The organism is Pseudomonas sp. NPDC087817 (genome assembly GCF_044742875.1).
Classification (GTDB): Bacteria; Pseudomonadota; Gammaproteobacteria; order Pseudomonadales; family Pseudomonadaceae; genus Aquipseudomonas.
In genome coordinates, this window is record NZ_JBIUVJ010000051.1 from 1 (window position 1) to 12121 (window position 12121).

Here is a 12121-nt window from a genome sequence, read left to right on the forward strand (position 1 = left end):
CAGATGCGTCAGTTTGTCGACCATGGCTACTCACGAAAGCTTTCTTATGAACGGCCAGCGGGCCGTGTTCGAGCGGGGAATCCTAGCACAGCGACCTCTTCTAATCAGGACGCCAACTAGATCGAAAGGGTATATGAATATGCCCACTCGTTTGGGCACCCACCCCCTGTAGGAGTGAGCCTGCTCGCGATAGCAGTGTGTCAGTCACTGCTATCCTGGATGTGACAAAGCTATCGCGAGCAGGCTCACTCCTACAGGGAAATGCGGTGGTTTTCAGATCGGATTCGGGCAGTCGATGAAGATGTGTTCGACGGCGAAACGCTTCGCCAAGTAATCACCGAGCGCCTGCACGCCATAACGTTCGGTCGCATGGTGGCCGGCGGCAATGAAGCTGATGTTGTTTTCCCGGGCACTGTGGAAGGTTTGCTCGGAGGCCTCGCCGCTGATGAACAGATCAACGCCGGCAGCGATGGCGTTATCGATGTAGCCCTGACCACCACCGGTGCACCAGCCGACCCGGCGAATCATGCCGCTACCTTCGATCAGCAGCGGTTCACGCCCCATGCGTTCTTGCACTCGACGGGCAAAATCACGGGCGTTCACCGGTTCGTCCAACGACCCCACCAGACCGACGATCTTCAGATTATCCGGGGCCAGCGGGCCTTCGACGGTGATGTCCAGTTGACGCGCCAGTTGCACGTTATTGCCGACGTCCGGGTGCAGGTCCAGCGGCAAGTGGTAGGCAAGCAGACTGATGTCGTGCTTGAGCAGGGTCTTCAGTCGGCGCTGCTTCATGCCGGTGATGCACGGGTTCTCGCCTTTCCAGAAATAACCGTGGTGCACCAGCACCAGATCGGCCTCGGCTTCGACAGCAGCATCGAGCAACGCCTGACTGGCGGTGACGCCACTGACGATGCGCATCACCTGCGGTCGGCCCTCGACCTGCAAGCCGTTGGGGCAATAATCGGCAATTTTTGCAGCGCCAAGATAACGGTCGGCTTCTTCGACGAGGGTGCTGAGGGCAACGGCCATGAAAGACTCCTAAATATCCCGTTCAGAGGCACGCGCGGCCTCGTATAATGCGCGACATTATGGGCGGTCTGACCCCGCCTGCAACTTTTCCAGGACGTGCTTAATGCTCAAGGCGCTGCGTTTTATGGGTTGGCCGCTGTTGGCCGGCGTGCTTATCGCTCTGTTGATTATTCAGCGTTACCCGCAGTGGGTCGGGCTGCCGAGCCTCGACGTCAACCTGCAACAGGCTCCGCAAACCACCAGCGTGCAGCAGGGGCCGGTGTCCTATGCGGACGCAGTGACCATCGCCGCGCCGTCGGTGGTTAACCTGTACACCACCAAAGTCATCAACAAACCGGCGCATCCGCTGTTTGAAGATCCGCAGTTCCGCCGCTTCTTCGGTGACAACTCGCCGAAGCAAAAGCGCATGGAATCGAGCCTCGGCTCCGGCGTGATCATGAGCCCGGAAGGCTACATCCTCACCAACAACCACGTGACCAGCGGTGCCGACCAAATCGTTGTGGCGCTGAAGGATGGCCGCGAAACCCTCGCACGGGTGATCGGCAGCGACCCGGAAACCGACCTCGCGGTCTTGAAGATCGACCTGAAAAACCTGCCGGCCATCACCGTCGGCCGCTCCGACAACATTCGCATCGGCGACGTCGCGCTGGCCATCGGCAACCCCTTCGGCGTTGGCCAGACTGTGACCATGGGCATCATCAGTGCCACCGGGCGTAATCAGTTGGGCCTGAACAACTACGAAGATTTCATCCAGACCGACGCAGCGATCAACCCGGGCAACTCCGGCGGCGCGCTGGTCGACGCCAACGGCAACCTCACCGGGATCAACACGGCGATCTTCTCCAAATCCGGTGGCTCGCAGGGCATCGGTTTCGCCATCCCGGTGAAACTGGCGATGGAAGTGATGAAGTCGATCATCGAGCACGGCCAGGTGATTCGCGGCTGGTTGGGGATTGAAGTGCAGCCGCTGACTCAGGAGCTGGCTGAGTCGTTTGGCTTGTCCGGACGTCCGGGGATTGTCGTTGCCGGGATCTTCCGCGATGGCCCGGCGCAGAAGGCCGGCCTGCAACTGGGCGACGTGATTCTGAGCATCGATGGCGAACCGGCCGGTGATGGTCGCCGTTCGATGAACCAGGTCGCGCGGATCAAACCGACTGACAAAGTGACGATTCAGGTGATGCGTAACGGCAAGGAACTGAAACTCACCGCTGAAATCGGCTTGCGTCCACCACCGGCGCCAGTGCAGGAAAAAGAAGAGTAAAACTTTTTTCGCGCCGACAGCGCGGATAAAAGACATTCTCAACAGGCATGTTATATTGTTTCAATTTTGATAATTGGAACAACATAACATGTCGTCTCGAACAAAGGCCTCCCTGCTGGGCCTTAGCCTCGGTTTGCTGGTCGATCCAGCCTGCGCTGAAGAACCCAAACCCCTCGAACTCGACGCCATCAGCGTCATCTCCGACTACGAATCCCCGACCGGACCGGTCAAAGGCTACCGCGCCACCCGCTCGTCCAGCGCGACCAAAACCGACACGGCGATTCGCGATATCCCGCAAGCGATCAGTGTGGTGCCCGCCAGCGTGCTCAAGGATCTGGGCAGTACCAGCGTCGAGCGCGCACTGGATTTTGCCGGTGGCGTGTCGAAGCAAAACAACTTTGGCGGCCTCACCCTCTACGAATACAGCGTGCGCGGCTTCACCACGTCGGAGTTCTACAAGGACGGCTTCAGCGCCAATCGCGGTTATCCGAGCACGCCTGACGCGGCCAACATCGAACGTATCGAAGTGCTCAAAGGCCCGGCGGCCAGCCTTTATGGTCGAGGCGATCCCGGCGGCACAGTGAACATCGTCACCAAGAAACCGCAGCCCGAAGCCTTCACCACCCTGCAAACCAGCGCCGGCAGTTGGGACCGCTACCGCACCGCCCTGGATGTCAACACGCCGCTGGATGATCAGGGCAATGTGCTCTCGCGGATCAACCTCGCGGTCGAAGACAACAACAGCTTTCGCGATCACGTCGACAGCCAGCGCCTCTTCGTCGCACCCTCGATCAGTTGGCAATTGAACCCGGACACGTCGCTGTTGATTGAGAGCGAAATCGTCCGGCACAGCTCCACCTTTGATCGTGGCATCGTTGCGCCGAACAACAAGTGGAGCGGCGTCTCGCGCTCGACTTTCCTCGGCGAGCCCAATGACGGCAACATCGACAACCACAACAACTTGCTGCAGGCGACCCTCGAACATCACCTCAATGACAGCTGGAAACTGCGTCTGGCCAGCCATTACAAAGAAGGCAAACTCTGGGGCGACGCTTCCGAATCTCGCCCGTTGAATGCCGACGGTCACACCGTCAACCGCCGCTATCGCGAACGCGATACCAACTGGCACGACAGCATCACCCAACTGGAATTGCGCGGCCTCTTCGACCTCGGCCCGTGGCAGCACGAACTGCTGATCGGCAGCGAATACGAAAACTTCCGCAAGAACGAACGCGTCACCACCATTGCCGGTGGCCGTTACGCCATCGACATCTATAAGCCGATCTATGGTCAGCCGAAACCCGACGGCGCTCGCTCGGGCACGGACTTCTTCGAACACGTCGAAAGCCATGCCTTGAACCTGCAGGATCAAGTGGTCTTCAGCGACAAACTGCGCGGGATGATCGGTGCGCGTTTCGAGCATTTCGATCAGCGCATCGACGATCACAGCCGTAACGCCAAGAGCAGCCAGCGTCATGACGCGCTCACCCAACGCGCCGGTCTGCTCTATCAACTGACGCCGAAAACCGGCCTGTTCGCCAACGCCTCGACCTCGTTCAAACCGAACAACGGCCTCGACGCCTCCGGCAAATCCTTCGACCCCGAAGAAGGTGTCGGCTACGAAGTCGGCATCAAGAACGAACTGTTCGACGAACGCCTGAGCAGCACCCTCGCCTTCTTTCACATCGACAAGGAAAACGTCCTCGCCCTCGATCCGGGCACGGATACCAGCCGGGCCATGGGCAAGGCGCGCAGTCGTGGCTTCGATTGGCAAGTGACCGGGCAAGTGACCGATGCGCTGCGGGTGATCGGCGCGTTCGCTTACATAGACGCCGAAGTGACCAAGGGCGACGCGACGATTCCCACCGGTAGCCGCATCCTCGGTGTGGCCAAACGCAGTGGCAGTCTGCTCGGTGTTTATGAGTTTCAGGACGGTCATTTGCGCGGCTCGGACGTCGGCGCAGCGTTCACTTATGTCGGCGACCGCTCGGGGGAGTCCGGCAGCGATTTCGAATTGCCGGCTTATCAGACCGTCGACCTGCTCGCCCATTACAAGGCCAGCGACAACGTCACCGTCGGGCTGAACCTGAACAACGTCTTCGACGAGAAGTATTACGAGCGCTCCTACAGCAATTACTGGGTCAACCCCGGTGAGCCGCGCAACTTCACTGTCAGCCTGACCCTCAACCTGTAAAAGGAAGCCCCCATGCAATACGGCAAAACCCTCGTGCTCATCGCCGCGCTGTTCGCAGGCCAGGTCTCGGCCCACGGCCTGTGGACCGAACAACGACGCGGCAACATCGAAGTGATCTACGGCCATGGCGCTGAAGACAACGCGTTCAAGGCGCAGAAGATCAGTGGTGCCTGGGCATATGACGCGGGCGGCAAGATGATTCCGGTCAGCGTCGAGCGCCTGGCGGATCACGCACGGCTAAAACCATTGAAGTCGCCTGCGGTTATGGCCGTGGCATTGAATAACGGCATGTGGTCGCAAACCGCCGACAAGAAGTGGATCAACGAAGGACGCAGCAAAGTCCCCGGCGCTGTCGAGGCGACGGAGACGTTCAAATACAGCCTGGCGATTTATCAGCCGGGCGCAAAGTTGCCGAAACTGGATCAGATCAAATTGCTGATTCTGCCGGAGGTTGATCCGCTGACCGTTGGCCCGGGGAATTCATTGCCGGTGCGGGTGTTGCTCGATGGCAAACCGGCGGCGGGGGTGAAACTGATTGGAGATTATCGCAGTGCGCCGAACACCTTGAGCACCGAGACGGACAAGGATGGGCGTGCGCAAGTGCTGGTGCGTAATGAAGGGTTGAATGTGATTGCGGCGCAGGTTGAGGTGCCGGTGAAGAACAGCACTGATGTGGACAGTCGTGGGTTGTTCAGTTCGCTGACATTCCTTGGCGAGCCACACCACGAGTAAGCGGAGTCACCCACCCATTCGGTCAAAACACCTCGATATCTCAGATCGGTGTAAATACTGAAATGCCCCTCGATCGATCCCCTCTATATTGGGTAGAGGTAGGGGCTTTTACATTTAACGTTTACCGCTCCGAATTACGAATTACGAATCCAAGTAAAAACAGTCCACTCTGGCTTGATTCTTTAGAAGCAAGAACCCTCCGACCTATTCCAAATCAAGCTAAAAAACTGTCATTTCTATCAGTAGGCAGACGCTAACTCATAAAAATAAACTAACGACTGAAAAAACGAATAGAACCCTCCGCCCCCAAACAGAATCATTAACGAAAAAAGGATAACGTTATGAAGTCATCTAAAACAAGCAACGGCACCGGCACGTTAGAAGCAAGATCACCGGAAGGGCTGACTATTAAGGCCAAACAAATCCAGTTTACCTTCACGGGTTCAGAAAACCCCTGGATGCTTGCTGGCAAAGACGAGCATTCGGGTGTGACGCTGGCTTTCCCTCCAGCTCTTGGAGATGGTGCTCATATCATCGACTATCCTGCGGACTTGGATCATGGGCCTGTCGTAGAGTTTTGGTCCTACCAACTCCCGGAACAAGATACCCGTGAACCAAAATTTGGCAGGGCGTCCATCGTGATTGGGACAGTCAACGGCTTAAAATCTGTAAATGGAACTTTTGAATTTCTTGATGCTGATAAAGCTCTCATCTTGAACGGAAATTTTAATGTCCAACAAATGAGCAAATAAACCATTCAAAACAGCAATACAAACCAAACTTTGCTGATCGTTCCCACACGCAGTATGGGAACGATCAACTTACAAAGTTATAAATCACCCAACCCATCGATCAACGCCTGATTCTGCTCCGGCGTACCAATCGAAATCCGCAGGAACTGTGCAATCCGCTCCTGTTTGAAGTGCCGCACGATCACGCCCTGCTCGCGCAATTTAGCCGCCAGACCCGCCGCATCGTGTTGCGGGTGACGGGCAAAGATGAAGTTGGCTGCCGACGGCAGCACTTCAAAACCTTTGGCCTGCAACTGCGCAATCACCCACTCGCGACTCTCGATGACCAATCGGCAAGTCTTGTCGAAGTACTCGCGATCCTCGAATGCCGCCGCCGCGCCGACATTCGCCAGACGATCCAGTGGATAGGAGTTGAAGCTGTTCTTGATCCGCTCCAGCGCCTCGATCAGATCCGGATGCCCAACCGCCAGACCGACCCGCAGGCCGGCCAGCGAACGCGACTTGGACAGGGTCTGCGTCACCAACAGGTTTGGATAACGATCCACCAGACTGATCGCCGTCTCGCCGCCGAAGTCGATGTAAGCCTCGTCCACGACCACCACCGAATCCGCGCTGGCCTTGAGGATTTGCTCGACCGCGTCCAGCGCCAACAGGCAACCGGTCGGGGCGTTCGGGTTAGGGAAAATGATCCCGCCGTTCGGCTTGGCGTAGTCCGCCGGGTTGATCCGGAATTGCGCATCCAGCGGCACGGCGTCGAACTTGATGCCATACAACCCGCAATAGACCGGGTAGAAGCTGTAGCTGATGTCTGGGAACAGAATCGGCTGCTCGTGCTGCAACAGACCGTGGAAGATGTGCGCAAGCACTTCGTCCGAGCCGTTGCCGAGGAATACCTGATTGCTCTGCACGCCGTAATACTTGGCGACGGCGTTTTTCAGCAGATCGCTGTTCGGATCCGGGTACAGGCGCAGGTTGTCATTGAGTTCGGTCTGCATCGCCGCCAAGGCTTTTGGCGATGGGCCATACGGGTTTTCGTTGGTGTTGAGCTTGACCAACTTGGTCAGCTTCGGCTGTTCGCCCGGTACATACGGCACCAGATCCTTGACGAACGGGCTCCAGAATTTACTCATGCTCATTCCCCCTGCCCTTGAAGAAAGTCGTCGTCTTTTATGCGGTATTCGGCGCTGCGGGCGTGCGCGCTGAGCGATTCGCCACGGGCCAGTACCGATGCAGTTTTACCCAGCTCGGAAGCACCGGCTTCGGAGCAGAAGATGATCGAGGAACGTTTCTGGAAGTCGTACACGCCCAGCGGCGAAGAGAACCGCGCAGTGCCCGAAGTCGGCAATACGTGGTTCGGGCCTGCGCAGTAATCGCCCAGCGCTTCGGAGGTGTGACGGCCCATGAAGATCGCGCCGGCGTGGCGGATCTGCGGCAGCCAGGCTTGCGGGTCAGCGACCGACAACTCCAGGTGCTCCGGGGCGATACGGTTGGCGACTTCGATGGCTTGCGCCATGTCGCGCACGTGAATCAGCGCGCCGCGACCATTGATCGAGGTTTCGATGATGGTCGCGCGGTCCATGGTCGGCAGCAGTTTGTCGATGCTGGCGGCGACCTTGTCGAGGAACTCGGCGTCAGGGCTGACCAGAATCGCCTGGGCGTCTTCGTCGTGCTCGGCCTGGGAAAACAGGTCCATGGCGATCCAGTCCGGGTCGGTCTGGCCGTCGCACACCACGAGGATTTCCGAAGGGCCGGCGATCATGTCGATACCGACCTGACCAAATACGTGACGTTTGGCAGTCGCGACATAGATGTTGCCCGGGCCAACGACCTTGTCGACTTGCGGCACGCTTTCGGTGCCATAAGCCAGAGCAGCAACCGCTTGCGCGCCACCGATGGTGAACACCCGGTCAACGCCAGCGATGCACGCGGCCGCCAGCACCAGTTCGTTGATTTCACCGCGCGGGGTCGGCACGACCATGACCACCTCGGTCACGCCGGCAACCTTGGCCGGAATCGCGTTCATCAACACCGATGACGGATACGACGCCTTGCCGCCGGGCACGTACAGGCCGGCGCGATCCAGTGGCGTGACCTTCTGGCCGAGCACGGTGCCGTCGGCTTCGGTGTAGCTCCACGAGTCCTGTTTCTGTTTTTCGTGGTAGCTGCGCACACGGGCCGCGGCTTTTTCCAGCGCTTCGCGCTGCGCCACGGTGATGCGAGTCAGGGCCAGCTCCAGGCGCTCGCGCGGCAGGATCAGGTCGGCCATCGAGGCGACTTCGAGGCCGTCGAACTTCTGTGTGAACTCGACCAGCGCCGCGTCACCGCGCTCGCGCACAGCCTTGATGATGTCCAGCACGCGCTGATTGACCGAGTCGTCAGACACACTTTCCCAGCTCAGCAGATGATCCAGATGATGCGCGAAATCCGGGTCAGCAGCGTTGAGTCGGCGAATTGCAGTCGGTGCGGTCATAGCGAGAGCCTCATAGGAATGGCAAAAAACTCAGGCGCCCGAAACTATCATTCGATCCGCTTGGGCACCTGAGAATTCTGGCTATGAGGCGGATAGACGGCGCGACCAGGGGTCGCGCAGGTAGATCAGCCGCGGTGTCGCGATTCCACTGCGTTGCGCAGGGTATCGATCAACGCCTGGATTCGTGCGTGTTGCATTTTCATCGAAGCCTTGTTGACCACCAGGCGCGAGCTGATCGTGGCGATCAGTTCCTGAGGTTCCAGGCCGTTGGCGCGCAGGGTGTTGCCGGTGTCGACCACGTCGATGATCTTGTCCGCCAGACCGATCAGCGGCGCCAGCTCCATCGAGCCGTAAAGCTTGATGATGTCGACCTGACGGCCCTGCTCGGCGTAATAGCGCTTGGCGACGTTGACGAACTTGGTCGCCACGCGCAGACGGCCCTTGGGCTCGGCGGCGCCGATCTTGCCGGCGGTCATCAGTTTGCACTGAGCGATCTGCAGATCCAGTGGCTCGTACAGGCCCTGGCCGGTGTATTCCATCAGCACATCTTTACCGGCAACGCCGAGGTCGGCCGCGCCATGCTCGACATAGGTCGGCACGTCGGTGGCGCGCACGATCAGCAGGCGTACGTCGTCCTGCGTCGTGGGGATGATCAGCTTGCGGCTCTTGTCCGGATTCTCGGTCGGCACGATGCCCGCTTCAGCGAGAAGCGGCAGCGTGTCGTCAAGGATGCGGCCCTTGGACAGTGCGATGGTCAACATGGGAAACGTCAGTCCTTATCAAGGTACTCATGTCCGGTCGCAATCGGCGCCGGACACACATCGAGGTTTTCACGGATGAAAACCTCGATTCGAAACGAATTCAGTGGACACGTCCCTGTGTCCCGATGCAGCGATCAGCCCGGAACGCGACGGATCTTGGCACCCAGCATCTGCAATTTTTCTTCGATGCACTCGTAACCACGGTCGATGTGGTAGATGCGGTCGATCAGGGTATCGCCTTCGGCAACCAGTGCCGAGATCACCAGGCTGGCCGACGCCCGCAGGTCGGTCGCCATCACAGGTGCGCCTTTCAGCACTTCAGTACCGGTAACGATGGCGGTGTTTCCTTCGACCTGGATCTTGGCGCCCATGCGGTGCAGTTCATAAACGTGCATGAAACGGTTTTCGAAGATCGTCTCGATCACGGCACCAGTGCCTTCGGCAATGGCGTTGAGCGAGATGAACTGCGCCTGCATGTCGGTCGGGAACGCCGGGTAGGGCGCGGTGCGCACGTTGACCGCTTTCGGGCGCTTGCCGTGCATGTTCAGCTCGATCCAGTCTTCACCGCAGGTGATTTCTGCGCCGGACTCACGAAGCTTTTCCAGAACCGCTTCAAGGATGGTCGGATCGGTGTCCTTGACCTTGACGCGACCACCGGTGACCGCAGCAGCCACCAGGTAGGTGCCGGTTTCGATACGGTCAGGCATGACTTTGTAGAAGCACGAACCCAGACGCTCGACGCCATCGATGGTGATGGTGTCGGTGCCAGCGCCGGAAACCTTGGCGCCCATGGCGTTGAGGAAGTTCGCCAGGTCAACCACTTCAGGCTCGCGAGCGGCGTTCTGCAGCACGCTGCGGCCCTTGGCCAGAGCAGCGGCCATCATGATGTTTTCGGTACCGGTCACGCTGACGGTATCGAAGAAGAATTGTGCACCGCGCAGGCCGCCTTCAGGCGCCTTGGCCTTGATGTAGCCGCCTTCGACGTCGATCACTGCGCCCATGGCTTCGAGACCGCGAATGTGCAGGTCGACCGGACGCGAACCGATGGCGCAACCGCCAGGCAGCGCGACTTCGGCTTCACCGAAACGGGCAACCATCGGGCCCAGTACCAGAATCGAGGCACGCATGGTTTTCACCAGTTCGTACGGCGCGATCAGGGTCTTGATGGTGCGTGGGTCGATTTCGACGCTGAGCTTCTCGTCAATCACCGGCTCAATGCCCATGCGCCCGAACAGCTCGATCATGGTGGTGATGTCGTGCAGGTGCGGCAGGTTGCCGACCGTCACCGGGCCATCGCACAGCAGGGTGGCGGCCAGGATCGGCAGGGCAGAGTTCTTTGCCCCGGAAATGCGGATCTCGCCATCAAGACGAGCGCCACCAGTAATAATCAATTTATCCATAAGAATCTCGACGCCCTTAGGCTCAGGTGCGCTCGGCCCAGGCCGCGCTGCTGAAAAATTTCATAGTGACCGCATGAATGCTGCCATCGGTGATCCATGGGTTCAAATGGGCATAGATCTGCTGCTGACGCTTCACCGGGCTCAACGCCGCCAGTTCATCGCTAATCACGTTCAGCTGGAAATTGCAGCCTTCGCCCTCAACTTCTACCAACGTTCCGGGCAGCTTTCCTTCAAGGAAGCTCTTCACTTCTACGGCCTGCATGCTCAACCTCAATCGGCGCCCTGTGCGCACGGGTCGGACATCATACAAAAAAGCCCCGCGCCTGCGAACCCCGCATTGGCAGGACTCTGACGGGGGGCTTCTTTATCGATGCGGGTTCAGGGTTGCGCCAACAGCTCGGTCAGTTCGCTGACCTGAGCGATTTCGCGCATGTCTTCGGGCATCGCCCGGATGCTGACCGCTTTGCCGGCGGCTTGTGCATCACGGATGAAGCACAGCAGCAACGACAAACCGACGCTGCTGGACTTCTTCACTGCCGAGCAATCAATGACCAGCGAAGCAGCCTTGCTCGACTTGATCAGCGCCTGACCTTCCTTGCGCAGGTCAGGGCCGGTGCGGTAGTCCAGCACTCCGCTGAGCAATAGCTCGTCGACATCACTCATACGAACTGCCGCCTCATTCATTGCGCTGGCTTCTCGGCAGCTTGCTCGGTGGTTTGCTTGGCCTTGGCCACTTCACCTGCCCAGTTGTTGATGGTCTTGTCCAGATCATTGCCGTTGCGCTGCATCGCGTCGGCGAACTGATCACGGAACAGCTTGCCGATGTTGATGCCGTTGATGATCACGTTGCGCAGTTTCCACTCGCCGTTGATCTTCTCCAGCGTGTATTGCACAGGATAGATCGCGCCGTTGCTGCCCTTGACGGTCATGCCAACGCTGGTGCGGTCACCCGACTCATCCTTGGCAGGATCGACGGTAATGCCCTGGTTGTTGTATTCGAGCAAGGCGTTGCCGTAGAACTGAAACAGGCCTTTCTTGAAGTTTTCCTCGAAGGTCCGCATCTGCGCCGGCGTAGCCTTGCGCGAATACTTGACCGTCATGATGCTTTTGGAAATACCTTCGGCATCCACCACCGGGCCGACGATGGTGTTCAACGCCGTATAGAAATCCTGCGGATCCTGCTTGTACTTCTCTTTATTGGCCTGCAGGTCGGAGAGCATCCGGTTCGTGGTGTCCTGAACCAGATCGTGCGCCGACTGTGCCGCCACAGCGGTACCCATCAGTGGCAGTGTCGCGAGTAACACCAACAGGCCACGTCGCAAGGTAGAGATCATTCAAAAGCTCCTCATTTGGCGTCTTTGCTAACGGTATTGAGCAGGAATTTACCGATCAGGTCTTCCAGTACCAGAGACGACTGCGTGTCGTGGGGGGGGTGACCAAACCATAAACGGGGGGGGGGGGGGGACCCGCTGTAACTTGGGGGGTGCCACAACCGCGGCCCCCGCGCGTCTGGTAATTT

General features: G+C 58.7%; 12 protein-coding genes and 1 pseudogene. 4 read left to right on the forward strand and 9 right to left on the reverse strand.

All coding sequences use genetic code 11. The annotated features are described in order from the left end of the window. Positions 1 to 273 precede the first annotated feature (273 nt). Positions 274 to 1032, reverse strand: coding sequence for a Nif3-like dinuclear metal center hexameric protein (locus ACIONG_RS23430; RefSeq protein WP_401302994.1), 759 nt, complete (start codon positions 1030 to 1032; stop codon positions 274 to 276). A gap of 103 nt (positions 1033 to 1135) precedes the next feature. Here ACIONG_RS23430 and algW point away from each other — a divergent pair, with 103 nt between their 5' ends. From algW to ACIONG_RS23450, 4 genes are all read left to right on the forward strand, one after another. Then, positions 1136 to 2293 (forward strand): Do family serine endopeptidase AlgW, encoded by a 1158-nt coding sequence (algW, locus tag ACIONG_RS23435; RefSeq protein WP_103303105.1) that lies wholly within the window; start codon positions 1136 to 1138, stop codon positions 2291 to 2293. A gap of 88 nt (positions 2294 to 2381) precedes the next feature. Next, the gene (locus tag ACIONG_RS23440; RefSeq protein ID WP_401302996.1) at positions 2382 to 4487 is read left to right on the forward strand and encodes a TonB-dependent siderophore receptor; all 2106 of its coding nucleotides are present in this window, start codon (positions 2382 to 2384) and stop codon (positions 4485 to 4487) included. 12 nt (positions 4488 to 4499) lie between these two features. Next, positions 4500 to 5219, forward strand: a complete 720-nt coding sequence (locus tag ACIONG_RS23445) for a DUF4198 domain-containing protein (protein WP_401302998.1) — start codon at positions 4500 to 4502, stop codon at positions 5217 to 5219. 341 nt (positions 5220 to 5560) lie between these two features. Further along, positions 5561 to 5971, forward strand: a complete 411-nt coding sequence (locus ACIONG_RS23450) for a hypothetical protein (RefSeq protein WP_401303001.1) — start codon at positions 5561 to 5563, stop codon at positions 5969 to 5971. A gap of 77 nt (positions 5972 to 6048) precedes the next feature. On the opposite strand, the gene hisC is transcribed toward ACIONG_RS23450, so the two are convergent. From hisC to ACIONG_RS23490, 8 genes and pseudogenes are all read right to left on the reverse strand, one after another. Continuing rightward, positions 6049 to 7101 carry a histidinol-phosphate transaminase gene (gene hisC / locus ACIONG_RS23455; RefSeq protein WP_401303003.1) on the reverse strand — a complete coding sequence of 351 codons (1053 nt, stop codon included), beginning with the start codon at positions 7099 to 7101 and terminating at the stop codon, positions 6049 to 6051. 2 nt (positions 7102 to 7103) lie between these two features. Beyond that, positions 7104 to 8441, reverse strand: a complete 1338-nt coding sequence (gene hisD, locus ACIONG_RS23460) for a histidinol dehydrogenase (RefSeq protein WP_103303109.1) — start codon at positions 8439 to 8441, stop codon at positions 7104 to 7106. A 125-nt stretch (positions 8442 to 8566) separates the two neighbouring features. Continuing rightward, positions 8567 to 9202 carry an ATP phosphoribosyltransferase gene (hisG, locus tag ACIONG_RS23465; RefSeq protein ID WP_007967226.1) on the reverse strand — a complete coding sequence of 212 codons (636 nt, stop codon included), beginning with the start codon at positions 9200 to 9202 and terminating at the stop codon, positions 8567 to 8569. A gap of 134 nt (positions 9203 to 9336) precedes the next feature. Then, a complete protein-coding gene (gene murA / locus ACIONG_RS23470) occupies positions 9337 to 10602 on the reverse strand; it encodes a UDP-N-acetylglucosamine 1-carboxyvinyltransferase (RefSeq protein WP_103303110.1) in 1266 nt (421 codons plus the stop codon). A 22-nt stretch (positions 10603 to 10624) separates the two neighbouring features. Next, complete coding sequence (locus ACIONG_RS23475; protein WP_007912386.1) at positions 10625 to 10864, reverse strand: BolA family protein; 240 nt, start codon at positions 10862 to 10864, stop codon at positions 10625 to 10627. Positions 10865 to 10980: 116 nt separating this feature from the next. Next, a complete protein-coding gene (locus tag ACIONG_RS23480) occupies positions 10981 to 11286 on the reverse strand; it encodes a lipid asymmetry maintenance protein MlaB (RefSeq protein WP_103303111.1) in 306 nt (101 codons plus the stop codon). Next, positions 11283 to 11936, reverse strand: a complete 654-nt coding sequence (locus ACIONG_RS23485; protein WP_103303112.1) for a phospholipid-binding protein MlaC — start codon at positions 11934 to 11936, stop codon at positions 11283 to 11285. The genes ACIONG_RS23480 and ACIONG_RS23485 overlap by 4 nt, the downstream gene beginning before the upstream one ends. Positions 11937 to 11947: 11 nt before the next feature. Further along, positions 11948 to 12028, reverse strand: a pseudogene (locus tag ACIONG_RS23490) (outer membrane lipid asymmetry maintenance protein MlaD); the annotation flags it as partial. Positions 12029 to 12121: the final 93 nt, after the last annotated feature.

Bases quoted from the DNA above. Each gene is read 5' to 3' on its own strand.
- ACIONG_RS23430 (WP_401302994.1), bottom strand. From the start codon at position 1,032: ATGGCCGTTGCCCTCAGCACCCTCGTCGAAGAAGCCGACCGTTATCTT.
- algW (WP_103303105.1), top strand. From the start codon at position 1,136: ATGCTCAAGGCGCTGCGTTTTATGGGTTGGCCGCTGTTGGCCGGCGTG.
- ACIONG_RS23440 (WP_401302996.1), top strand. From the start codon at position 2,382: ATGTCGTCTCGAACAAAGGCCTCCCTGCTGGGCCTTAGCCTCGGTTTG.
- ACIONG_RS23445 (WP_401302998.1), top strand. From the start codon at position 4,500: ATGCAATACGGCAAAACCCTCGTGCTCATCGCCGCGCTGTTCGCAGGC.
- ACIONG_RS23450 (WP_401303001.1), top strand. From the start codon at position 5,561: ATGAAGTCATCTAAAACAAGCAACGGCACCGGCACGTTAGAAGCAAGA.
- hisC (WP_401303003.1), bottom strand. From the start codon at position 7,101: ATGAGTAAATTCTGGAGCCCGTTCGTCAAGGATCTGGTGCCGTATGTA.
- hisD (WP_103303109.1), bottom strand. From the start codon at position 8,441: ATGACCGCACCGACTGCAATTCGCCGACTCAACGCTGCTGACCCGGAT.
- hisG (WP_007967226.1), bottom strand. From the start codon at position 9,202: ATGTTGACCATCGCACTGTCCAAGGGCCGCATCCTTGACGACACGCTG.
- murA (WP_103303110.1), bottom strand. From the start codon at position 10,602: ATGGATAAATTGATTATTACTGGTGGCGCTCGTCTTGATGGCGAGATC.
- ACIONG_RS23475 (WP_007912386.1), bottom strand. From the start codon at position 10,864: ATGCAGGCCGTAGAAGTGAAGAGCTTCCTTGAAGGAAAGCTGCCCGGA.
- ACIONG_RS23480 (WP_103303111.1), bottom strand. From the start codon at position 11,286: ATGAATGAGGCGGCAGTTCGTATGAGTGATGTCGACGAGCTATTGCTC.
- ACIONG_RS23485 (WP_103303112.1), bottom strand. From the start codon at position 11,936: ATGATCTCTACCTTGCGACGTGGCCTGTTGGTGTTACTCGCGACACTG.